We start from the raw sequence: 25,170 nt of genomic DNA, 5'->3' as shown, positions 1-25,170 counted from the left end.
GTTAGAAACCAATTACAATCTTCTGATCCTGATTCGTAGACAAACGGTTCGTCCGTACCTTAACCCTTCCCATACGATCCGAGGCATCGAAGTACCAGCCTTCTTGTCCGGCATTGAACACTTCGGAGGAGATAGCAGATAGCGGCTTCCCGGCTACGGTTACGTTTGACGGGCTGGACTCCGAGCGGACATCCAATAGGTAAGTACGCTCTTGGTAACGTCCTTTATAATCTCCTTTCGCTTTCGCAATATCCACGGTGATCGTGCCTTTCTCTCCTTTTGGGGAGGAAACAGAGATTAAGGTACGGGCAAATTCGCCTTTCTTATAATCACGGGTGAGACCGTCGTCTTCATATAAGTTGAAAGAGGTATTCCCGTAGGGATATAAGTCCAAAGTCAAGACATCCGCAGGTTTCTCACCGACATAATTCATATCCGGGTACATCGGGATAATGGCGCCTTGACGGATAAATACCGGGCAAATATCCAGTTTAGCCTCATATTTATCCAACCACTTGCCACCCTCGTATTTCTTTCCGGTCCAATAGTCGTACCATTCTCCGGCAGGGAAGTAAATACTATCACGTACGTTCTTACGGGTATATACAGGAGCAACCATCATCCACTCGCCACTCATAAATTGATATTGGGTGATCGTATCACGGGTAACCACGTCATCCGGGAATTCCAGTACCATCGCACGAGCCATCGGTACACCGGTCGTATGCGCCTCATGACAATAGGTATAGGCGTACGGGTTCAGACGCATCTTCAGCTTTAAGAATTTACGGTTGATATCCGTGTACGGATGCCCATATACCCAAGGCTGACGGTCGGCATCCGCCCAGCCGCTCATGGTCATAAAGATCGGGGTGAAAACCTTCCATTGCAAGTCGCGGGTATAGGTTTTCGGAGAACCGCCGAAGATACCGTCCACATCGCTAGTAGCGGCGTTCATGGCGGAAAGGCCGGCACCCGTGATCGTCGGGATATGGTAACGGATATAATCCCAGTTGCTCACTTGGTCACCGCTCCATACTGTAGAATACCGCTGAGTTCCGGCCCAACCGCAAACAGCCCATACGAAGCCTCGTTCGTTCGTATTGCTCTCGATCCCCTCGAATGCGGATTTACAGCCATTCAAGGCAAACTCATAGCCTTCTCCAACCCAAGCCACATCCAATTTACACAGGCGGGTACCACATTTACCAACCTCGTAGGCAATCTTATCCACACCATTCTCTGTCCACAAGCCCGTATGGAAACCTCGTTTACCTAATTCCGTCACAACAGAATCCAATTTCACATAGCCGCAACCATAGCCATCGTTCGGCAAGATCCAGCCACGGGGCATATCATATTCCACATATTTATCGGCAACTTGGCTGATTACGTCCGGGGTGGATTGAGGCCATCCGGTGCGCTGTTCCCCTTTGTTATAGCAGTCGGCGTCTCCCATCGTAAGCATCCACATCGCCGGCATAAAAGGTTTTCCGGTGATATCCGTATAGTCGTTCAATAGGTCTTTCAAGGAAGGGCCGTAGAAGTAGAACGCGTCAAAGCGATTCTCGTTATGCGTCAACTGACTGGTGAAGCCCATCAGCTTAAAGCCATCATCATAGCTCTTGTCCAGCATCTCCGTGCCGTTGAAGGCATAATGGCCCGGGGCAAACGTATTGCGGAATACGCCATATCCTTTCGTGGACATATAGAAGGGAGCCGGGTTAGAGGATTGATCCTCATCCCAACCGGTCACCTCGATATCCGCTTCCTTCCCAGCGTATGAGAAATTACCTTGTTGCATACCGCAACCGTAGAAATCCTCATCACCGCTACGGCGCATCGTTTGGGTCGTTTTTAGTCCGAAGGCAAGTGGTTCGGCCTCCTCGTAGATCACGGCACAGTTATTCTTGTCATACATGGCGAAACGAATAGGGTTTTTATAGACACGTACGACACATTGGGGAGTCGTGAACTTATAATAGCTGCCGTTGTCGGCCATGGAGACTCTCGGGTTCTTTACCCCATAATCTACAACGATCGAGTTTGCCGCCGGATTGGTATACTCCCCATCCGGCGCCAACCAGATACGGAAGATATCATCCCGGTAAAACATCAACTTAACCTTAGCGTACCCGGAGACGAACTCATATTCCGTGTTGCTGATCTTATTGAACTTCGTCAACTTACCCAAGTTCATACGGGCAGCGAACAGGTTCGCTTTTAATACGTTGTTTGACGAACGCTCATCCTTCGGATATTGGATAGCGAACTCTATTTTATAGGAGCCCATCTGGGTTAGGTCGGTAGCAGGGAAAGCTACCTCATATTCCTCTTGTTTAGCGATCGGATGCTCGGAAGCGGTTACCGTGGCGGTTAGTTTCTGACCGTTGTTCAAGGAGGCGGTTACCGTGAAATCCTCGTCTACGGGCTGGGAACCAACGTTCTTCAGCTTCACTTTCAACACGTCTTCCTTCGTGAACGTATTCCCGGTTTCTTGGTGTGAGGTCACTTTCTCCAAAGCCAAATCATGCGCGAAAGGCTCTGTCAGCTCAATATCATCGACCATCCAGTACCAAGAGAAGATATCCCGCCAGAAGAAACGCAAGTAGACGGTTTTCTGGTTCGCGGCTACCTCGCTGATGTTAATCTCCTCATTCACCGGGGCGTGAAGCTGAGTAGCGGCGGGGATCTTATCCATCACGTTATACTCTTTCCAATTCACCCCGTCGTTGCTGACGCCAACCCAAAGGCCGGCACGTTTTCCGGTGAACCAATTATTCCAACGAAACAAGTGCTGGAATTTCAATACCACATCGTTCTTTCCCGCACAATCGATAGCGCTGGTCTGGAAATAGCCGTTCGGGTATTCCTCCCGTTGATTCCACTTCGTGATCTCCTCCCCGGTGACTACGCCCGGCCGGAATTGCATATGATAGCCACGACTCGTAGAGGCGATGGGAGGCGCTTGTTGCTCAAACTGGAAAGAACCGGGATAAGGCTGATCGGTAACAATCCATTCACACTTTGCCGATTTCGTCGAATCGACAATCATCCAGCCGTCGGGTAATTTCCCGGCGGAGAAATCTTCTTTCCAAAAACTTTGTTGTGCGGACAGGGAGGAAACGCAACCTGTCAGAAGCATGGATACAATTAGACTTTTTATCATTTGAATTAGTTGATTAGATTTAGGCAGTAAAGATAGTCTTAATTTACGAGGGTTCGCAAACGTTCGCGTGATTTTTATTCTCTTTTCGCTGGGCGGAAACGTGTTATTATCAATGGAATCCTTCTATCTTCGCGTATGTACAACCTTGTCATATAAATCAATAAACATATATCATGAACAGACATTTATTCTTGAGCCTTTTACTGGCCCTTTTCGCTTCCAGTACGCTTTCTGCCGATAACCTTAAAATCGAGCCGGCCTTCTGGTGGAGCGGTATGAAGAACCCGGAACTCCAGCTGATGGTGTATGGTAAGGATATCGCCGGATATCTCCCTAGCGTGAAATATCCCGGCGTACAGTTGAAAAGCTCGGTAGCGTTGGAAAGCCCGAATTACCTATTGATCTATCTGGACGTGGAAAAGGCCAAGCCCGGCAGGTTTGATATCACGTTCACGAAGGACAAAAAGAGTTTCAATTACTCGTATGAGTTGAAGGCCCGTAAACCGAACGCCGATCGGATCAAGGGGTTTGACTCTTCCGACGTGCTTTATCTCATCATGCCGGATCGTTTCGCGAACGGAGATCCCTCGAACGATCAAATCCCGATGCGTACCGCTTATAAGGTAGACCGTAACAGCCCGAACGCCCGTCACGGAGGCGACTTGGCCGGTATCGAACAGCATTTGGATTATATCGAGGATCTGGGCGTTACCGCTATCTGGCTGAACCCGGTATTGGAGAATGACATGGAGGGAGGCTCTTATCACGGATATGCCACGACGGATTATTATCGGGTAGACCCACGCTTCGGCACGAACGAGGACTACGTCCGCTTGATCGAGAAGACGCACGAGCGGGGCATGCGTGTCGTAATGGATATGATCTTCAACCATTGTGGGAGCGATCATCCTTGGATGAAAGATATCCCTAGCCACGACTGGTTTAATAATCTCGATAACTACGTGCAGACCAACCACGATAAAGAGGCTTATTTCGATCCTTACGTCTCGGATTATGATAAGGAGACGATGCTGAACGGCTGGTTTGTCCCGAGCATGCCGGACTTGAACCAAAAGAACCCACATGTAGCCAAGTACCTTATCCAGAACTCTATCTGGTGGATCGAGTATTGCGGCGTGGATGGTATCCGTCAAGATACGTATCCGTATGCCGACGTGGACATGATGCGGAATTGGTGTACGGAGGTCATGAACGAGTATCCGGAGTATAACATCGTAGGCGAGGCGTGGATGAACTACACGATCGGTTCCGCTTATTGGCAGAAAGGCAGCCGGTTGAACTTCGGACAGGATACCGAGCTGAAATCGGTAATGGATTTCCGCTTGATGGGTATCGCGAGCAAGGCGTTCCATGAGGAGACTGGGTATTCCGGAGGCTTGCATACGATCTTCGAGCATATGTGTTATGATTATGTATATCCCGATATCTATAATGTATTGCGTTTCTTGGAGAACCATGATACGGATCGTTTTCTTCCCTCCATGCCTAAGTCTGTCGATGATTTGTACGCGTTCAAGCAAGGGGTGACATTCTTGTTGACGATCCCCGGTATTCCCCAGCTCTATTACGGGCAGGAGTTGCTGATGAATGGCACCAAGGAGAAGGGAGACGGATATATCCGCTTGGATGTTCCCGGTGGCTGGCCCGGCGACAAGGTGAATCAATTCGAGGCATCCGGTCGCAGCGAGGTGCAAAATGACGCATGGAATTTCCTCCGGACTTTATTGAAATGGCGCAAGGGCAACGATATCATCGCTAAGGGCAAGATGAAACATTTCATGGTGAACCAAGGTGTCTATGTTTACGAGCGCAGTCTGGATGGCCGGAGCGTATTGGTCTTGATGAATGGCAGCGATAAGGAGGTGAACCTCCCGTTGGCCCGCTATGCGGAAGTATTGCGAGGTAAAACCTCCGGAAAAGAGATATTAACCGGAAAGGAGATTCCATTGGGAGACGAATTATCCTTGGCACCGAAAGGGATCTTCGTACTGGAAATGTGATGCCATTAGCCCCGATGATTTTTCATTCGAGGACCTATTCATAGATTACTAATAATTAAATCGGGAGGCCTTAAACCTCCCGATTTTCTTTTCATATATACTATTTTAATCGCTTTTCAAGAATCAATTGATGCCTGCATTGAATGCCGTTCTCCCAGATAGGCTCGGCATAGTTCCGTACGAAATAATCGCGATCTACGGCTACCAAGTCAAAGCCTTCCTGTTGATAAAGCATCATCGGGCCGGCGGCTGAGGTTCCGGTGCAAATACGCAAAAGCTCGACACCTTGGGCCGGAGCCCATTTATTAGATACATGCCGTAATAGTTTCCGGGCGATTCCTCGCCGACGGAAGATATCCGCCACGGCAAGGTTCATGATCTCCGCCTTGCCACCCTCCTCCTTGCGAACCACGATCACGCCGGCAACGGAATTTCGTACCGTAGCGATAAAGCAATCCGAATCCTTTAGGTAAGCCTCTACTTTCTCCCGATCCGGATCGGCTTCCAGCAGTAACTCATAAGGAGGAAATAAAGCTACTTGTATCTCCGGCTCCCCGCCCACGACGATCTCTACTATATTTCCGTCAGGATCTCGGATTACACCCTCATAGTAACCATCCCCGGAAGTGCGGGTCTCACCGGCGATCGTGTATCCATCCATCCGGAAACGTTCGATCATTTGATCCACTTGCTCCTTCGTATCCGCATGAAAAGCCAGATGAGCCAAGCCGATATGATCCTTGTCGTAAGCCTCAGTAATATCTTGCCGTTGCATGATCTCCAAAGCGGGGCCACTCTCGAAAGAGACGAAATAAGAGGCGAACCCTTTCTTTGGATTCACATATTTCTCATTACTCTTACCGTTGAAATACTTTACATAGAAATCCCGTAAACGTTCCAGATGATTCGTCCACAAAGCGATGTGTGTTAATTGCATAAGTTGGAGGTTTTAATTTGTCACTGCCAAAGATACGAAAAATCAGACATGGTTCCCTACATAATCGTCGGGATAATCCATGTCTGATTACTGTTTTCTTCTTATTCGCGATTATTTACAAATCCGGCAACCGGCGCATTTAGCCAGCTCACCGCGGAAACGTTTCTCTACCAGTTTATGCAAACGGTCTTTCAACGCCTCCAAGCGTACATGGTCGATCACGTCGGAAGTGAAAGCCACGCTCAATAACATACGGGCCTCGTCACGCGGGATACCGCGACTTTGCATATAGAACAAAGCGTTCTCATCTAACTGACCGGTCGTCATACCGTGCGAGCATTTTACGTCGTCTGCGTAAATCTCCAGTTGCGGCTTGCTGTACATACGGGCCTCACGGGTAGCGCACAGATTACGGTTCGTCTGGTAAGCGGCAGTCTTCTGGGCATCCTCTTTCACCAAGATACGTCCACTGAAGACACCTACGGCATGATCATTCAGTACGTTCTTGAACAACTCGTTGCTGGTACAATTCGGAACCGCATGGGTAATATGGCTATAGGTATCCATCTGTTGCTCCTTGTCCAGAACGGACATACCGCATAAGGTAGACTCGGCATACTCGCCATTCAGTTCCACATAATAATTGTTGCGAGTCAAGCCATTCGTCAACGTAATGCCGTTTACCAAGACATTGGTCGAAGCCGCCTGCTTTACGTGTACGGAAGAGAAACGGGTCGTAGACTCGCTGCTTTCTTCCAAATCATAATAATCAAAGCGAGCGCCTTCCTTCGCGAAAATCTCAACCACTTGAGTCGCCAAGAATTTCACGTCATCGATACTATGATCGCAAACCAATAGCTTCGCTTCCGAATGAGGTTCCATAATCACCAGAACACGACGGTTCGCCATCGTATCCACATCGCTACGGAAAATATTCACCAATTGGATAGGACGCTCAACCACGACATTTTTCGGTACATACACCACGAAACCATCTTGGGCTAACATCGTATTCAATGCGATAATACCATCCTTGCTACTCGGTGCCGCCTTTCCGTAATACTTGGAAGCGATCTCCGGATATTGCTCCGTAAAAGCCTTCAACCCTCCAGCATACACGCCTTCCGGCAAATGCGCTTTTGGCAATTCCTTATCGTAAAACGTATCGTTCACGACAAAGTATAACGATGTGCTCAGGTTCGGCACGTCACAACGGAACACGTCATAAGGATTCACCGGGATAGCGACCCGGTTGATATTCAAACCGTAATCCGGAGCGAACGCTTGGGCTACATCCGTATATTTATAATCCTCGCTTCTCGTGGAGGGGAATCCGAGTCGCTCAAAGTTCGCCAAGGCCTCAGCCCTGAGGGCATTCATCACCGGCGTACTATGACGACATACCAGATCCTCACATTGGGCGAAAAGATCGATATATTGTTGCTCGGCCTTCATATTACTCATCTCCCATCTCTTTCTTGATCCAGTCGTAACCTTTCTCTTCCAGTTCCAAGGCCAATTCCGGACCGGCGGTCTTCACGATACGGCCTTTGTAAAGCACATGAACCACATCCGGCTTGATGTAATCCAGCAGACGCTGATAGTGCGTGATTACGATAGCGGCATTCTCCGGAGTCCTCAACTGGTTCACGCCATGCGCCACGATACGCAAGGCATCGATATCCAAACCACTATCCGTCTCATCCAAGATCGCCAATTTCGGCTCCAGCATCGCCATCTGGAAGATCTCGTTCCGTTTTTTCTCTCCACCGGAGAAACCTTCGTTCACGCTACGGCTGGCTAGTTTATTATCCAGCTCGACGATCGCACGTTTCTCACGCATCAATTTCAAGAAGTCCGTAGCCGAAACCGGTTCCAGACCGTTATATTTACGGTGCTCGTTCAACGCCGCACGCATAAAGTTCACCATACTAACTCCCGGGATCTCGACCGGATATTGGAAGCTCAAGAAAATACCCTCACGGCTACGATCCTCGGGAGAAAGATCCAGCAGATTCTTACCGTTGAAGATAACCTCTCCTTCCGTTACCTCAAAAGCGGGATTACCTACCAATACACTACTTAACGTACTTTTTCCGGAACCGTTCGGTCCCATGATAGCATGTACCTCACCCGCTTTCACCGACAGGTTGATACCTTTCAATATCTCTTTGCCATTTACGTTGGCATGTAAATTCTTAACCTCTAACATCTTTTCTAATTGAAAATTGAAAGTTGAAAATTGAAAATTATTCTATCCTACGCTGCCTTCCAGCGAGATCGTTAGTAATTTCTGAGCCTCGACGGCGAACTCCATCGGTAACTTATTCATTACCTCACGGGCATATCCATTCACGATCAAACCGACAGCCTCTTCTACCGAGATACCCCGTTGCTGGCAGTAGAACAATTGCTCCTCGCTGATCTTACTCGTCGTAGCCTCATGCTCCACGATCGCCGTCTCATTCTGAATATCAGCGTAAGGGAACGTATGAGCTCCACAAGTAGAGCTTAGTAACAAACTATCGCATTGGCTATGGTTACGGGCGCCTTCCGCACGGGCGGACACCTTTACCAATCCCCGATAGCTATTCTGGCTATGACCGGCAGAGATACCCTTGGATACGATCGTACTTTTCGTATTCTTACCCAGATGGATCATCTTCGTACCCGTATCGGCCTGTTGGTAATTATTGGTCACGGCAACCGAGTAAAACTCACCTACCGAGTTATCACCCGCCAAGATACAGCTCGGATATTTCCAAGTGATCGCCGAACCGGTCTCTACTTGCGTCCAAGAGATCTTGCTACCCTCACCTTTGCACAAACCTCGTTTCGTCACGAAGTTATAGATACCGCCTTTACCTTCCTTATCACCCGGATACCAGTTCTGTACGGTAGAATACTTCACCTCGGCACGCTCGTTCGCCACGATCTCCACGATAGCGGCATGCAATTGGTTCTCGTCACGCATCGGCGCCGTACATCCTTCCAGATAACTTACATACGCCTCATCGTCTGCGACAATCAAGGTACGCTCGAACTGTCCGGTATTAGCGGCATTGATACGGAAATACGTACTCAACTCCATCGGGCAACGTACGCCCTTCGGTATATAAACAAACGAACCATCCGAGAACACGGCCGAATTCAAGGCGGCGAAGAAATTATCACGATAACCAACCACGCTGCCCAAATACTTCTGCACCAAGTCCGGATGATGTTGTACAGCCTCGCTGAACGAACAGAAAATAATCCCCTTCTCCGCGAGATTCTCCTTGAAAGTTGTCTTCACGGAAACACTATCCATCACGGCGTCTACCGCCATTCCGCTTAAATGCTTCTGTTCTTCCAAAGGAATACCCAGTTTATCGAATGTTTTCAACAACTCAGGATCTACCTCATCCAAGCTCTTTGGTCCCTTTTTTTTCTTAGGGGCGGCATAATAGATAATGTCCTGATAATCGATCGGCGGGATATTCAAGTGAGGCCATGTAGGCATCTCCAACGTCTGCCAATGGCGAAAAGCCTTCAAACGGAACTCGAGTAACCATTCCGGCTCGTTCTTCTTGGCAGAGATAATACGGACCGTCTCCTCGTCTAATCCACGATGGATCACCTCCGTATCAATATCGGTAACGAAGCCATATTTATAATCTCCGCTCGTTACCTCATTAATTATATGATTTGAATCCTGCATAATTAAAAATTAACCATTGATAAAAGCCCTTCATTCTCCTAATGAAAACAAATTATGTGGGAAAATTGTTGGTACTATTTGCTTCACGCTATAATAAAAACGAGATTCTATCTTCGATTGGCGATGAATCAAGACCGATCCACGATCCACGAACTCCAGCGCGTTCAACAGCAAACTGGTAAAGACCAAAACGACCAGCAACCCGAAAAAACCACCAAACAAATGGTTTATAACACTCAACGGTGTCGCCCCTACCACCTTGGTAACCAGTTCACCCGCTAGGATAAATACCCCCATAATCAAGATAAAACCCGCTATATAACTCAAGATCATAACCCCTTCTTCCGGAAACCAACCCAACGCCAAGATATATCCTTTCAGCCAAACCGCCGCTTTTCCGCAGAAAAATATCGCGATCACTAGGGCTATAAGCGAAACAACCTGTTTGATGATTCCATCAAACAGGCCTTTCACAAATCCTATCCCTGCCAGACATAGCAATGTAATGTCCAACCAGTTCATCGTTATAACGTCTTCTTAATTTCAGTCTCTTCGTAAGCCTCGATCATATCGCCCACTTGGATATCGTTGAAGTTCGTAATATTCAAACCGCAATCCAAGCCAGCCACGACCTCTTTCGCATCGTCCTTGAAACGTTTCAAAGAGCCTAGCTCGCCGGCATAGATAACGATACCGTCACGTATCAAGCGGATCTTGTTCGTACGTTTGATCTTACCTTCCTTAACCATACATCCGGCAACCGTACCGACCTTGGTGATCTTGAATACCTGCTGAACTTCCACATAAGCGGTAATCTCCTCCTTGATCTCCGGAGAAAGCATGCCTTCCATAGCGCTCTTCACCTCCTCGATCGCATCGTAGATGATAGAGTACAAACGGATCTCCACACCTTCCTTCTCGGCGTTTCTACGTGCTTGCAAAGACGGACGAACTTGGAATCCGATAATGATAGCGTTCGAAGCCGCTGCCAAAACCACATCCGACTCGGAAATCTGGCCAACCGCCTTGTGAATTACGTTTACCTGAATCTCCTCGGTAGACAAACGGATCAAGGAGTCGGACAATGCCTCTACGGAACCATCTACGTCACCCTTCACGATCACGTTCAACTCTTGGAAGTTACCCACGGCGATACGACGTCCGATATCATCCAAGGTAAGCATCTTCTGCGTACGAAGACCTAACTCACGCTGCAATTGCTCACGACGGTTAGCGATCTCACGCGCCTCTTGCTCAGTCTCCAATACATTAAATGTATCACCGGCCTGAGGAGCACCATTCAAACCGAGGATCAATACCGGCTCGGAAGGACCGGCCTTCTCCACCCGTTGATTACGCTCGTTGAACATCGCCTTGATACGTCCTTGATGAGTTCCCGCCAAAACGATATCTCCCATCTTCAACGTACCGTTCTCCACCAATATGGTAGATACATAGCCACGTCCCTTGTCCAAAGAAGACTCGATGATAGAACCAACCGCACGTTTTTTCGGATTCGCTTTCAAATCCAACAGGTCGGCCTCCAACAAGACCTTCTCCAACAACTCCTCGACACCGATACCTTTCTTAGCGGAGATCTCCTGACTCTGGTACTTACCCCCCCAGTCTTCCACCAAGTAATTCATATTCGCCAACTCCTCCTTGATCTTCTCAGGATTAGCATGTGGCTTATCGATTTTATTAATAGCGAAAACAATAGGAACACCGGCAGCCGAAGCGTGATTAATCGCCTCGATCGTCTGAGGCATCACGTTATCATCAGCGGCCACGATAATAATCGCGATATCCGTCACCTTTGCGCCACGGGCACGCATAGCGGTAAACGCCTCATGACCCGGAGTATCCAAGAACGTGATACGGCGGCCATTCTGCAACTTCACGTTGTAGGCTCCGATATGCTGCGTGATACCACCGGCCTCACCGGCGATTACGTTCGCGCTACGGATATTATCCAATAAAGAAGTCTTACCATGGTCAACGTGTCCCATCACCGTTACGATAGGCGGACGGGCTACCCAATCCTCCTCGTTATCATCTTCCTCATCAGCGTTGATCGCCTCGACAACATCCGCGCTTACATATTCAGTCTTATAACCGAACTCCTCAGCCACGATATTGATCGTCTCCGCATCCAAGCGCTGATTGATCGAAACCATAAGGCCGATGCTCATGCAAGTACCGATAACCTCCGTTACAGATACGTCCATCATGTTCGCCAAGTCGTTGGCCGTAACGAACTCGGTCAGCTTCAATACCTTGCTTTCCAGTTCTTCCTGTTCCATCAACTCGTGCTCACGTTTCACAGCGGCGTCACGTTTATCACGACGGTATTTAGCCCCCTTATTATTCTTATTATTCTTGTTGGTCAAGCGAGCCAAAGTCTCCTTGATCTGCTTTTGAACATCCTCTTCACTAACTTCCGCTTTCACCGGCTTCTTCAAGCGAGGCTTACGGTCGTTATTCGGACGATCGTCACGATTCGGGCGCGGATAATTCGTACCCGGCGTATTATTCACGTCTACCCGATCTTTCTTGATACGTTTACGCTTCTTCTTAGCGTCACCTTCCTCACCCGGTTTAGCAGGAGCGTTCGGTTTTATCAAAGTCGGCGAATTCGGACTCTTATGAGGAGCGCCCGGACCGTTGCTATTATTACCCGGCCGATTGTTATTAAACTTTTGCTTCTCATCACGCTCTTTCCGCTTCTCCTCCTTCGTTTTCTTTTTCGGACGAGTCGATTGGTTAAGCGCATCCAAGTCAATCTTACCGGTTACCTTGATCTTTGACTCCAATTTAACCGAGTTCAAACGGAAAAGATTATCATCCTTTTCCTCGGTCTTCTCTACTTCCTGTTCCGGTTTCACACTTTCCACCTTAGGTTCCGCAACAACCGGTTGCTTCTCTACGGTTTTTTCTTTTTCCACTTCCACTACTATAACTTTTTCTTCTTTTTTCTCCGTGGGAGCCTGCGCAGGCTGCGCGGGTTTAACAGGAGCTTGAGCAGCGGGAGCGGCAGGCGCTTCCTTCACTTTCGGCTCTTCCTTTACCTTAGGCTCTTCTTTCACCTTAGGCTCCTCTTTAGCCTTCGGCTCTTCCTGCTGTTTTTTATGTTGTCCACCATCCAAATCGATATGACCCTTCATTACGATCTTAGGTCTGAATTCTTCCGGTATCACTGTCTTTATTTCCGCGGTCTTCTCTTCTTTCACAGAAGGAACCTCTTTCCGCACACGATCCGCCGCAAAATTACGATCTTTCTCTGGCAGATCCTTTCCAAACTCTTTTACGAGCAAAGCATACTGTTCATCACTGATCCTCGTGTTGGGATTATCCTCAACCGAGAACCCATTCCGGTGCAGGAACTCAACCACCGTGTTGATTCCCACGTTCAATTTTCTCTGTACTTGAATTAATTTTATAGGCATATCTAACTTTGTCGTAATACTTATTCGTTACCTTCATCTTCAAATTCCGCAGATAAGATAGCTAAAAGATCGTCCACGGTCTGTTCTTCCAGATCGGCACGTTCAATAATCTCATTGCGGTCCATAGCAAGGACACTCTTCGCCGTATAGCATCCTATATTCTTCAGTGCGTCGATCACCCAGCTGTCGATCTCGTCGGAGAACTCATCCAAGTAGATATCCTCCTCGTCCGCTCCTTCGATATCACGGAATACGTCAATCGTATACTCAGTCAACATACAAGCCAACTTAATATTCAGACCGCCCTTACCGATCGCCAAAGAGACCTCCTCCGGACGTAGATAAACCTCAGCTTTCTTTTCTTCCTCATTTACACGGATAGAAGAGATCTTAGCCGGGCTTAAAGCACGCTGGATAAACAAAGAGAGATTTGAGGTGTAATTAATCACATCAATGTTCTCGTTTCTCAACTCGCGAACGATTCCGTGGATACGAGAGCCTTTCATACCTACGCAAGCCCCCACCGGGTCAATACGGTCATCGTATGACTCGACAGCCACTTTGGCACGCTCTCCCGGGATACGGGCGATCGCCTTGATCGTAATCAAGCCGTCATTAATCTCCGGAACCTCCAACTCAAACAACCGCTGCAAGAAGACCTTATCCGTACGGGAAAGAAGGATCTTCGGGTTGTTATTATAGTTATCCACACGTTGAACGATCGCACGTACGGTCTCTCCCTTACGATAGAAATCGGTCGGGATTTGCTCGGATTTCGGCAGTAGCAACTCATTACCATCGTCATCCAGCAACAGGATTTCTTTCTTCCACACCTGATAAACCTCAGCGGCGATGATGTGGCCGATTTTATCCTTATACTTAGCGTACAAGCTGTCTTTCTGCAATTCAAGTATCTTTGAAGCCAAAGTCTGGCGCAAGTTTAAGATCGCACGACGTCCGAAGTCCGCGAAATGCACCTCGTCGGTCACTTCCTCGCCCACCTCACAGTCGGCGTCGATTTTACGGGCCTCCGTCAACGTAAGCTGCAAGTTCTCATCCTCCAATTCATCATCAGCCACAACCGTACGGTTTCTCCAGATCTCGAAATCACCTTTCTCAGGATTGATAATCACGTCATAGTTCTCATCCGTGCCAAACATCTTGGCGATCACGTTGCGGAACGAATCTTCCAAAACGCTAATCATCGTATCTTTATCGATATTCTTCAACTCCTTGAACTCCGCAAGGGTGTCAATCATACTGATTGTTTCCTCTTTCTTGGCCATAATCTTACTTGAATCTTATTAAGTATTTTGTATATTTTATTTCATCAAATGTATACGACTCATCCTCTATCACGGTTACCTTCCGCTTAGCGCCCTCCGGTTTCACCTTCTTCTCAACAGAGACAACCACACCGTTCTCGTCGGCAGATTTCAACACACTTGTCAGCTTCGAGCCGTTTTTCAACAGCATCTCCACCTCGTTTCCGATGTTCTTGACGTATTGGCGAAGTACCTTAAAAGGAGAAGTAATGCCGGCGGAGCCAACCTCCAGCTCATAGTCCTCGACGTCACGATCCAGATGCTCCTCCAAATACCGGCTCAACTCAGCGCAATCATCAATGCTTACCGCTTCATCGTTATCAATTTCAACGACTATCAGGTTCCCCGGTTTAATCACTACGTCTACTAAATAATTGCTTGAAGAGGCTAGTTTTTCCTCTACTAATTGGCTTACCACTTTCTTTTCTATCATACACATATCTGTTAAGAACAAAAGAAGGGGACTACCCGCCCCCTCCTCAACTTCACTTAATCGCCCGCAAATATACAAAAAATCAATGAGTTCTCAAAATATCCTCATCTTTTTGCAGAAAAAATTAATACGACACAAACCGGATTACGATCGATAGTAATCAGAATTAATATCTATCGAAATCCGATTTACTATTGATAGTAATATTTATTAACACTTTTATGCCTATCTTTGCTGCCGAATACGAAGGGGTGCTCGCAAAATCATTCATGAAAGGAGCGGGCTGAGATCATACCCATAGAACCTGTACAGGTAATGCTGTCGTAGGGATTCATGCTTCTCCGATCCTTTCTATTCATCTATTTAGTTTTAAAGCAAAAAGATGAAAAGATGAAAAATGTATTGGTTATCTTGGCCGGCTCCTTACTGGCTACAACCGTCAAGGCACAAATGCCCAGTCCGGTCGACTCCTTGAAAATCTCAAAAGACGTATCTTTGGATGAAGTAGTTATTACCGCTACCAAAGTCGGGAAAGAAACCCCGGTAGCTTATAGCGACATCTCCAAACAAGAGCTAAGCAGCCGGAACAACGGGCAAGGTATCCCATTCCTTATCTCCCAATCCCCGTCTGTTATCATGACCTCGGATGCCGGAACGGGTATCGGTTACTCCGGTTTTCGTATCCGGGGTACAGACGCGAACCGTATCAATATCACGATCAATGGCGTACCGGTTAATGACTCCGAGTCTCATACCGTATTCTGGGCTAATATGGCCGATATAGCCTCCTCGGTAGAATCGATCCAGATCCAACGAGGTGCCGGAACCTCTACGAACGGAGCCGCGGCTTTTGGCGCTACGGTCGCCATGCAGACCGAGAAACCGTCCTTAAAGCCTTACGGCGAATATTCCGTATCAGCAGGTTCTTTCGGTACGCTGAAGCATACGGTAAAAGGCGGTACCGGATTACTTTACGATCATTTCGCTTTCGACGCCCGCTACTCCAATATCCGTAGCGACGGCTTTATCGATCGTGCCTCCGCCCGTATGAGCTCTTACTATGCCTCCGCCGCTTTCTATGCCGATAATACATTGATTAAATTCCAAGCCTTCGGGAACAGCGAGAAGACCTATCAAGCATGGAACGGTGTTCCGTCTTATTTACTTGACACAGATCGTAGCTATAATCCATGCGGAGAATATGAGGAAGATGGAGTGAAGAAGTTTTATAACAATCAGACGGATAATTATTGGCAACACAACTACCATTTAATGGCCAGCCAGCGTATCGGAGATTTCTGGAATATGAACCTGACCCTTCATTACACCGATGGTAACGGATATTACGAGGATTATAAATCGAAAGCCAAATTCAGCAGTTATAAGCTACCGGAATATATCGATCCGGAGGGTAATACCGTAAAAAAGACGGACCTTGTGCGTCGTAAATGGCTCGACAATTATTTCTATGGAGCCGTTTATAGCGCGAACTATCAACATGACAACACCCGCCTTACGCTGGGAACCGCCGTCAACCACTATGTAGGCGACCATTTTGGCCGGGTAATGTGGACCAAAAGCGCAAACGTCTTGCCACAACCGGATTACGAATATTACCGCAATACCGGTAAGAAATTAGACTACAACGTATATGCGAAATTGACCCAACGTCTTTCCCCTCTTTTCACCGGCTATCTGGACTTACAATACCGTGGGATCCATTACACCATTAAGGGAAACGATGACAAAGCCGAGGAAGAGCTGGACATTCATAAGAACTGGAACTTCTTCAACCCGAAAGCCGGTATAAACTTCCATAATAACGGCCATAACGCATTCGTCTCTTTCTCCGTCGCAAATCGGGAACCGAACCGTGACAATTTCACGGAGGCAGGCCCCGAAGAACGTCCTACCCACGAGACCTTATATGATTACGAGGCCGGTTATAGTTTTGGTAACAACCGTTTCCGGGTTGGAGCCAATCTCTATTTCATGGATTACAACAACCAATTGATCCTGACCGGCAAGATCAGCGAGATCGGTGAGGCCCTCACTTCCAATATAAAGGATAGCTACCGAATGGGCATCGAGCTTACCGGAGGTGTACAAATCACCTCTTGGCTGAATTGGAACGCGAACGTAACCCTCAGCCAAAATAAAATCAAGCATTTCGTGGAATACGTGGATAACTGGGATACCGGAGTACAAGAGATCAACGATCTAGGTACAACGAATATCGCTTTCTCCCCAGACCTAATCGCAAACAGCATGTTCGATTTCGCTTACAAAGGATTTATCGCTAGTTTCAACTCGCAAGTAGTAGGCCGCCAATACATAGACAATTCAAGCAGCAAGGATCGTTCCATCGATCCCTACTTTATCAATAGCCTACGTATCGGTTACGCCTTCCAGCCTAAGTTCATGAAAGAAATAACCCTAGACGTGACTATCAACAACCTCTTCAACGAGAAGTACGAGACCAACGCATGGGTATACTCGTATATCGAAAACGGCACACGTAAAAAGGATGACGGTTATTTCACCCAAGCCGGCACGAACGCCATGGCCAGGATCACCTTCAAATTCTAACTTAATTTTCAATTACTAAAATGGTTTGGCTAGAATACTTCGGAGTAATAACCGGTCTACTCTATCTCTTTCTAGAGATTAAACAACATAAGGCCATGTGGGTGGTGGGATTCCTCACCTCCCTCGTGTATGTATTTGTCTTCCTGTCCGCTAAGATCTATGCGGACATGGGATTGCAAACCTATTACGTAGGAATCAGCATATACGGTTTCTATCAATGGACCCGGAAGAAACATGAGACACACACGGAAAACGACAGTCTTCCCTCCGACCGTATCCTATACACCCATCTGAGCCTTCCGCTTTTCGTGGGGATTATCGGAACATTGGCCGTTGTATTCGCCATCTTATGGTATCTCCTTCATCAATTCACGGACTCTCCCATCCCCGTAGGCGATGCGTTCACCACGTCGGTAGGCATTGTCGCTACTTGGATGCTGGCAAGGCGAATTATCGAGCATTGGATTTTTTGGGTAATCGTAAACCTCGTTTCCGTATATCTTTATTACCTTCGGGGCTTGTATCCGACGATGCTACTCTATTTTTGCTATGCGACACTAGCCATAGTAGGCTATTACAATTGGCGGAAGAAAGGGGAAGAGTTTTGAATTATGAATTTTGAATTATGGGAGATAATATGGAAAGTCTGGAAGGAGGATGTGTGATCGTAGCGAATGGGAGATTTCCTTCCGCTGAGTTACCCTTGAGATTATTAAAGGAAGCGAAAACGATTATCGCTTGTGATGGAGCCGTAAAGACACTTTATGAAAAGGGTATTCATCCGGACGCTATCGTAGGAGACTTGGACAGCATACCCGCCGGCCTGCGCAAACGCTACGCAGACCGAATCCATCATGTAGAGGACCAAGAGATCAACGACCTCACCAAATCCGTCCGCTTCGCCCATGCCCAAGGCTATCGAGAAGTTCTTATATTAGGAGCTACCGGATTGCGTGAGGATCATACATTGGGAAATATATCCCTTCTTATGGACTATGCCCACTTATTCAAGCGGGTGGAGATGTTATCCGACTATGGCCTTTTCACTCCTATCTTAGAAACAACAACCTTCGCTTCTTATCCGGGACAACAAATCTCCATTTTCGTTCTTTATCCCGAAGGGGAGATTAGTACGGAAGGACTCCGTTGGCCCATTCGCCGACGAAAGCTCACCTCATGGTGGCAAGGAACTCTCAACGAGGCTTTGGGAGACCAATTCACTGTCACTCTCTCCCCGGATTGCCGGGTAATCATTTACAGGGAGGCATCCCATACAAAAGAATAGTCCTGAAAAGTATCACTACTTTCCAGGACCCTTACACCCCTCAACTTTACATGCTTAAATAAGAAGCGTTCGCTTCCTTATCAAGCTGATAATTTTTTTAACTCATTCTCTTTCCATTCGGAAAAACCTTCTACCCTATCCCTTATCTGGAACTGTAGCTTATCGTCGGCAACCAACTTCAGCACAGCCGTGGGAGAAAGCGGCAAATACATATCATTCACGGCGAAAAAAGCTTTCAGTAAGACCACATCATAGTCGCTGCGGATCACTTCTTTCTTTAATACAACCGGTACCTCCATCTGAGTCAGATAATAGGCTGAACGTTCGTATGCGCACCAAGCATCTCCTTCCAGATACAGATAGACACTGTTTGGATTATCTACCTCATGAGGCAGAACCAACTCTACTACATCTGATGCTTGTTCCATATAAAAGAAATTATTATTAATATTTGTCTTCATGACATTTACAAATTAAGTGCCTTCTGCCCTATACCTAGGGAGGAATAGCTATCATTTTACAGCGTTGAAACTATCAAATACCGCATTATCCTCTATTTTCTTGCGCAATTCCTCTAAATTTATCGCCGCGGCCTTTACACCCATATCCTGAGCCTGCTTCAATAGGGTCTCCGCTTCTGTCAAATCACCGGTCAACATACTTAACACTCCTTTTGCGTGAACCGCCTCCGGAGCGTTCCCCGCCTTCGCCAAATAGTTCTTAGCGGAAGCATAATCACCCTTGCCCATAGCGATATTCGCAGCGTTAAGATTCGCTACCGGATCATTCGGGAACATACGGACAGCAATATCAAATACATTATCATATTCGTCACTACCGATCTCATAGCTGTTAGCCACCGCGAACATCTCCCCTAAACTTAGCTGTTGCGGACGAGTCTTGATGATCTCACGCCCCTCATCCACCGTAAACTCACGTACCGTATAATCAATCTTATATTCCGAACGACGTAACGAAGGGAAAATATCTTTCAACACATAACGGAAAGCGGCGCCACCACCCAAGGCACGTAACTTAGCCTCCTTGCGATCCGGATCATCCGAGCTATCGATAATCGCCAATACCTCGCTACGATTCGGCACATTCGGATCGGCCTCTACCTTTTCCTTAAAACCGACCCAATCTTCCGGTTCCGAGCTCATCGTGAAGAAATCAGCCTTGAAGTCATTCTTCTGGCGGATATAGTCACGTAACGCTTTGACACGATTATCCGCCAATTTCTTATTACTAGCGTAAGAGCCTTCCGGTGAGGCATATCCTTTCAGTACGATACCTGTCGGTTTCACGTTCTTATCCTCTGTAACGGTACGGATCGTATTATTGATCTTCGCCAACTCCACCGCATTATTACGGAAATCAGGAAGAATCTGATATTTACCCACTTGGAAGTCCAAGAAAGCCGTACCGACTTCCGCACGATGCTTCTCCGTCTCTGCCATCGGCGTGATATAAGAGAATGTAGGCTGAACCTCATAGCGCTTATCCGGACGACGACGAATCTTGTCCGCGATCAATAACGGACTACCGGCCTCTTCCTTACCGCAACCGCATAGATTCGGGTCTAACACGACACGTGCGTCTTTCATCCAATCCTCAAAAGGTACGGCGGTTTTATAACTTACCACTTGATCTTCCTTCCCGGCTTTCAAGATAGTATAATGAGGTACGTCGTTCAAATTATCCAAGGCGACCTCACGGTTATATACTTTCTGGCGGATACGTCCGTTCACCAAAATAGAAGGAAGCCCCTCCTTTTGCGAAGCCGATTCCAAGACGGGGGTCAGTTCCAAATAGCTACGGGATTTCACCGCATCGCTACTTACCGTCACCACGGCATCGATATATACCGAGTCACCCTTCTGTACCACGTCGTTACAAATCACTTTAACCCCATCCGAGGCAGTCTGTCCCATGATTGCCGGAGACACGACGGCCATCATAGCCGCCATCATATATGCATTTATCTTCTTGTTCATCGCTTGGGTCATTTAATAAAGTAAATAATAGAAATAGCGGCTTTCGTAACCCCGAAATAATCTTTCGTATCGCTTTTCAATACGGTTCCGCAAGTGGAACAAGGATATTTATCATAATCCAGATGCGCCCAACCAATACCCAACACGGCTTCCATGCTCCACCGATCGCTTAACAACCACTGATAACCATAAGAGAGTCCGGCGCCATACAAATTACCTTGATAACGGTGATTCTCCATATTCTTGCTCAAGAACTTTAGGCCTCCAACATTGTAATCCGCATAATGCGCATGCAAGCCGAAGAAATGTCCATTAAACTTCTCACACAACCAATAACGAGCTTCTGGTTGTACCAGCCAATGTTTCATACGAGCCTCATCACCAAACTTCCATCCATTATAGTTGCCGGATAGATCCAGCGACCACTTTTTCGCCAAGCCAACCTCTACACCCAAGTTGATCGTAGCAGTCGCATCATAGAGCAAGTTCGACTTCACCGCGAACTTCTGGCCGTAAACGCCTGTCGTAGCTACCAAGAGCAGGACTAGGAAAAGAATTCTCTTCATATCGAATATTTTTTCGTTTTTATTATACATACGTGAATGCCTTCACTTCGACGAGCTCGCATTCAACTGTTTAAGTAATAATTTACCGGGCTTAAACTTCACGCTTTTACGAGCTCTTATCATATAAGCCACCCCATTCTTAGGATTTCTGCCGATCCGTTCGGTTTGTTCCCAAGCGGAGAGCGTTCCAAAGCCCAATAGCATCAAAGAACCATCACTTTCCAAAGCCTCTGTCGTAGTCTCTTCCCAAGCTTGAACAAAGCGCATCGCCTCCGCTTGCGTAACCGACAATTTATCAGCCAATGTTTTCACGAGTTCTCTCCTATTCATCCCTTTCACTTTTAATTTGCATCACAAAAATAGATTATAACATTTCTTAGCACGATAGGTGTGAGTTTCAACTTTAAAGGGTAAACCTACCAACTATCCTTGATTGATAAGAACACCTATTCATTTCAAAGAAGGTGATAGGAACACCGACACTTTATAAAGACAGCAAGGGGCAGACTTGTGTAAGCCTGCCCCTTATCAGTGATACTGTATTTATCAGACTCGGATTCTATTAACACCATCAATCCGCATCATCCACTTCTAATTCTTAATCTCCTCCTTGCGGATAAGGTTCTCAAGGTCATTCACCTCCTCCAAGGAAAACCCCGTAGATTGGGCGATCACAGCCGGATCCGCCCAAAAGTCTTACCTGTTTGCTCGTTTGCCAGAACCACGTCCGTTCGCCATGAAGGGAACTCGGGAAGGCTGAAGTTCAGAAAACGTATCTATGTCGTAAAAGTAAGGACTATTTTCCGAATAAAAAATCTCGTCTAGATAAAATAAGCCATTCATATCACTTTAGTATCAAAGATCAACCTGTCATCCAAACGGACATTATCTGATCCTTTTGATCGATATAAGACGTATATCGTGACATGCCCTTTTAACGAAAGTCACACAATAAAGACATAGAGAGCCGCTTTATTCATGTTTTAGGATAAAAAAGGACGGTTTTCAACGCACATTAGGAGGCAAAAGCCTACACATACGGTGGCGTTGGGCAATACCTACCGTGCCGTTGGGCATCGTAAGCGGTTGCGAATGGGCATTCTTGCACTGTTACACCCCAATCGTAAGCCTTGTTTTTCTCCTTTTCAACCTACTTGATATGAATTACGATGAATTAATTTAGCTAGAATGAAAGGGCATTTTTCAGCATCTACGTATATGCTAAGCAATTACTGTTTTTTTCTTGCGTATTTGGAGGCTAGCCGTAGGTTGGGGCAGAAAAAGGGATTCTTCGGGAGTTAAGAATACAAAGTGTCAGATTGATTTCAGTCAAATAGAGAGAGACGCAGCATGCTGCGTCTCTACAACTAGATATATATTAAAGTTTTCTGGATTTTAATTCTATTTGTAATTATCTTTTACACAACGGATATAACCTTTATTTTGATCACTCTTACCCACTAAAGATATATTTGCTTTTTCAAGCAATCTATAGCCATGCTGTCCGAAGCTGCTACCTTTAGCAATACCACTATATGAAGTACGAGCAAAAATTGTTTGCCCTTTTAAACCAGAAAACTTTCCTTTGCTATATTCCCCATAAGCACTTGCGTCAGTTCCAACCAGATAAATAATTGACAATTCCGCTTGATTCGGCATATGCCAACCAGACTCACCCATAATTTTCAAGCACGGATTTTTAATATTCGTTTTTCCTTGCCAAGTACTCAGTGTCTGATTTTTACTCACATCGCCTCTAACAATACAAAAAGACTTATATACCCTGTTTATATCATTATCACGTTCATTATGTGGATCCAATTCGCCCATAGAAGGAGCCGGCTTTAATGAATTTATATTTAAATAGTCGAATGTCACTGTAAGCGTTCCATCACTAGTAGAAGTACCATCAATAACAGAAGTTATATTGAAAAGTGTTTCTGGTACCTCCTTACCAATATTCTCTAAATTAGTATTATCCTCTCCATTTTTATTCAAATCGCGTACACAACGATAATTTCGGAGCTTTCCCAACGTATGTCCATATTTAGCATCATCACCAATTGTAATTCCTTCTTCCGCCCAAAATACGTCTTTTCCACTTTTATCACTTGGTATATAATGATATTTAGCGGGAATATTTTTAGCAAAACCTTCAGCTCTCCAATCTCCTATATTAAAAAGGGAAGATTCCTCAGGTAAAGACGAACGGCCCAGCCATAATGATATATATTGCCCGGAAGAAGCTAAATACCATTTTTTCTCCTTATTGCTTATCGTACCATCTCCATCCTCATCGCGATTTCTTTGTAAGCAAGCATAATACGCATTTCTATAACCGTCTTTCATCTGATTAGAGTTACTTTCCATTGAATAATCTAAAAACTCACTCCAGCCGTTATTATTAAATTTAGGTGGTAGATTTAAACGACCATAAGTAATATTCTTGCTTCCACTTGGATTACCTCCTGTATTTAATAAATCTGTCTCGTTTATAGTCTCAATCCCCCAAGCGTTATAATCTGTTCCTTTATTTAAATCGTATACCGTCTGGATTGAACGTTGTTTAATCACGAACGAGGCATCCGAAGTAAGAGTACTATTTCCCCCAGATGTCTGTTTCTGAGTTTTATCCATAATAAAGAATTCACGATCAAGTGTATTGACAAACTTTGGCCACTCTATAGTTTGATAATAATACTCATTCACAAAACAAACAAACTCGATAGATTCCTCACTTGTGGAAGTTAGAAGAGAATTTTCTCCCTTTATCCATTTATTCAACGCATCCAATAATTTTTCAGTGGTAAGCAAGTTCTCATTGCCATCACCCGGGTATTTAAAGGTTTCGTCCGCAGGTACATCTTTAAGCGATTTAAAAGAAACCCAATTTTTTGATTCCTCCTTTAGTTGAGAGAATTCAGTTAATTGGAAATTAGTCAAAGGATCTTTTACATAAACTCTCAAATCGGATGTGTTAAAATCTGATTTACGAAACGTTATTTTTCTTGCCTCAAAATGAGCGTCTAACCGAATTGATTTTCCTTCTCCCGAAACCGTTACATCTCCTTCTTGCCGCCAAACATTATTATCGGTAGCTGTAACTTCCGTTTTTATACTTTCAACCCCTTCTATCCGAATATTATACGTATAATTCATATTACGCTTTGTTGAAAAATCTTTATGATCAACGTTAGCGCCACTCCCCGCTCCTAAACCTAAATGGACACAATATACAACTTCCGCACTGGTTTCTTTTCCGTCTGTATCTTTTGCGTAATAAGAACCTTTTAATAATACATAATGTGGCAGGGTTATCGACATATGTAAACCCTCTTTCTTCCGGAGTTGAATTTCTTAAAGACCCTTTCGATAATTTTTCACGATCATCCGCAGAATTACAACCCTCTTTTCCATTAGCTATATTTTCAGGCATATAAAAAGTAAAAAAGCCTTCATCTTTTGAGATTGTCAGTTCCGGAGTTGAATAAGAAGCAATCGTTCCTAAAGTAGACCCTTCCCATACATTTACCTTTTTAGGAACTTCACAAACTTGGTAACTTTTCAATTTAAATTCCCGGCCATCTGCCACTTCAATTTTAAAAGTCACCTTAGCCGCTACTCGCTTTAAGTAAATTTTGCCTTTCTCAACCAATGTCCCATCCACTTTGACAGTACAATAATCTTTTGTATCATCCTCAT

The 25,170-nt window shown here is 46.0% G+C and carries 18 protein-coding genes and 1 riboswitch; of the genes, 4 read left to right on the top strand and 14 right to left on the bottom strand.

Translation table 11 applies throughout. The features are described from left to right. Nucleotide 1 precedes the first annotated feature (1 nt). Nucleotides 2–3,169 carry a TIM-barrel domain-containing protein gene (locus D7V92_RS08235; protein ID WP_121772667.1) on the bottom strand — a complete coding sequence of 1,056 codons (3,168 nt, stop codon included), beginning with the start codon at nt 3,167–3,169 and terminating at the stop codon, nt 2–4. Nucleotides 3,170–3,342: 173 nt separating this feature from the next. On the opposite strand from D7V92_RS08235, the gene D7V92_RS08230 reads away from it, so the two are divergent. Further along, entirely contained in the window at nt 3,343–5,190 is a 1,848-nt protein-coding gene (locus D7V92_RS08230) for a glycoside hydrolase family 13 protein (RefSeq protein ID WP_008772777.1), read from the top strand. 100 nt (nt 5,191–5,290) lie between these two features. On the opposite strand, the gene D7V92_RS08225 is transcribed toward D7V92_RS08230, so the two are convergent. The 8 genes from D7V92_RS08225 to rimP all read right to left on the bottom strand — a co-directional run bounded on the left by D7V92_RS08225 (nt 5,291) and on the right by rimP (nt 15,031). Then, complete coding sequence (locus D7V92_RS08225) at nt 5,291–6,127, bottom strand: GNAT family N-acetyltransferase (RefSeq protein ID WP_036633255.1); 837 nt, start codon at nt 6,125–6,127, stop codon at nt 5,291–5,293. Between the two features lie 111 nt (nt 6,128–6,238). Next, nucleotides 6,239–7,591, bottom strand: a complete 1,353-nt coding sequence (gene sufD / locus D7V92_RS08220) for a Fe-S cluster assembly protein SufD (protein WP_121772666.1) — start codon at nt 7,589–7,591, stop codon at nt 6,239–6,241. Continuing rightward, nucleotides 7,584–8,339, bottom strand: a complete 756-nt coding sequence (sufC, locus tag D7V92_RS08215) for a Fe-S cluster assembly ATPase SufC (protein ID WP_005859388.1) — start codon at nt 8,337–8,339, stop codon at nt 7,584–7,586. The genes sufD and sufC overlap by 8 nt, the downstream gene beginning before the upstream one ends. Before the next feature lie 42 nt (nt 8,340–8,381). Beyond that, a complete protein-coding gene (sufB, locus tag D7V92_RS08210; RefSeq protein WP_121772665.1) occupies nt 8,382–9,827 on the bottom strand; it encodes a Fe-S cluster assembly protein SufB in 1,446 nt (481 codons plus the stop codon). 30 nt (nt 9,828–9,857) lie between these two features. Further along, nucleotides 9,858–10,349, bottom strand: a complete 492-nt coding sequence (locus D7V92_RS08205; RefSeq protein ID WP_121772664.1) for a CvpA family protein — start codon at nt 10,347–10,349, stop codon at nt 9,858–9,860. A 2-nt stretch (nt 10,350–10,351) separates the two neighbouring features. After that, entirely contained in the window at nt 10,352–13,273 is a 2,922-nt protein-coding gene (gene infB, locus D7V92_RS08200; RefSeq protein WP_057316352.1) for a translation initiation factor IF-2, read from the bottom strand. A gap of 20 nt (nt 13,274–13,293) precedes the next feature. Next, nucleotides 13,294–14,559 carry a transcription termination factor NusA gene (nusA, locus tag D7V92_RS08195; protein ID WP_005859396.1) on the bottom strand — a complete coding sequence of 422 codons (1,266 nt, stop codon included), beginning with the start codon at nt 14,557–14,559 and terminating at the stop codon, nt 13,294–13,296. 4 nt (nt 14,560–14,563) lie between these two features. After that, on the bottom strand, nt 14,564–15,031 hold the full coding sequence (rimP, locus tag D7V92_RS08190) for a ribosome assembly cofactor RimP (protein ID WP_199486259.1): 468 nt from the start codon (nt 15,029–15,031) through the stop codon (nt 14,564–14,566). Nucleotides 15,032–15,268: 237 nt separating this feature from the next. Then, a riboswitch (TPP riboswitch) is annotated at nt 15,269–15,379 on the top strand. A gap of 42 nt (nt 15,380–15,421) precedes the next feature. Between rimP and D7V92_RS08185 the strand changes: the two genes are divergently transcribed. Genes D7V92_RS08185 through D7V92_RS08175 form a run of 3 tightly spaced genes read left to right on the top strand, consistent with a single transcriptional unit; the run spans nt 15,422 to nt 18,905 of the window. After that, the gene (locus D7V92_RS08185) at nt 15,422–17,620 is read left to right on the top strand and encodes a TonB-dependent receptor (RefSeq protein WP_121772662.1); all 2,199 of its coding nucleotides are present in this window, start codon (nt 15,422–15,424) and stop codon (nt 17,618–17,620) included. A gap of 20 nt (nt 17,621–17,640) precedes the next feature. Continuing rightward, a complete protein-coding gene (pnuC, locus tag D7V92_RS08180) occupies nt 17,641–18,228 on the top strand; it encodes a nicotinamide riboside transporter PnuC (protein ID WP_012056059.1) in 588 nt (195 codons plus the stop codon). A 17-nt stretch (nt 18,229–18,245) separates the two neighbouring features. Next, nucleotides 18,246–18,905: a thiamine diphosphokinase gene (locus D7V92_RS08175; protein ID WP_121772661.1), complete on the top strand. Its 660-nt coding sequence runs from the start codon at nt 18,246–18,248 to the stop codon at nt 18,903–18,905. Nucleotides 18,906–18,985: 80 nt separating this feature from the next. On the opposite strand, the gene D7V92_RS08170 is transcribed toward D7V92_RS08175, so the two are convergent. From D7V92_RS08170 to D7V92_RS08150, 5 genes are all read right to left on the bottom strand, one after another. Further along, on the bottom strand, nt 18,986–19,366 hold the full coding sequence (locus D7V92_RS08170; RefSeq protein WP_008779217.1) for a hypothetical protein: 381 nt from the start codon (nt 19,364–19,366) through the stop codon (nt 18,986–18,988). A 51-nt stretch (nt 19,367–19,417) separates the two neighbouring features. Next, nucleotides 19,418–20,902: a DUF3868 domain-containing protein gene (locus tag D7V92_RS08165; protein ID WP_005859410.1), complete on the bottom strand. Its 1,485-nt coding sequence runs from the start codon at nt 20,900–20,902 to the stop codon at nt 19,418–19,420. Nucleotides 20,903–20,910: 8 nt separating this feature from the next. After that, nucleotides 20,911–21,468, bottom strand: coding sequence for a DUF3575 domain-containing protein (locus D7V92_RS08160; RefSeq protein WP_121772660.1), 558 nt, complete (start codon nt 21,466–21,468; stop codon nt 20,911–20,913). 42 nt (nt 21,469–21,510) lie between these two features. Next, nucleotides 21,511–21,798 carry an HU family DNA-binding protein gene (locus D7V92_RS08155; protein ID WP_005867570.1) on the bottom strand — a complete coding sequence of 96 codons (288 nt, stop codon included), beginning with the start codon at nt 21,796–21,798 and terminating at the stop codon, nt 21,511–21,513. A 1,071-nt stretch (nt 21,799–22,869) separates the two neighbouring features. Next, nucleotides 22,870–24,792, bottom strand: a complete 1,923-nt coding sequence (locus tag D7V92_RS08150; protein WP_233572818.1) for a hypothetical protein — start codon at nt 24,790–24,792, stop codon at nt 22,870–22,872. Between the last annotated feature and the right edge of the window lie 378 nt (nt 24,793–25,170).

Origin of the sequence: Parabacteroides sp. CH2-D42-20 (genome assembly GCF_003670185.1) — a bacterium.
GTDB lineage: Bacteria > Bacteroidota > Bacteroidia > Bacteroidales > Tannerellaceae > Parabacteroides > Parabacteroides distasonis.
The sequence above is the reverse complement of the archived record's forward strand: the minus strand, read 5'-3'. Positions and strand labels throughout refer to the sequence as shown.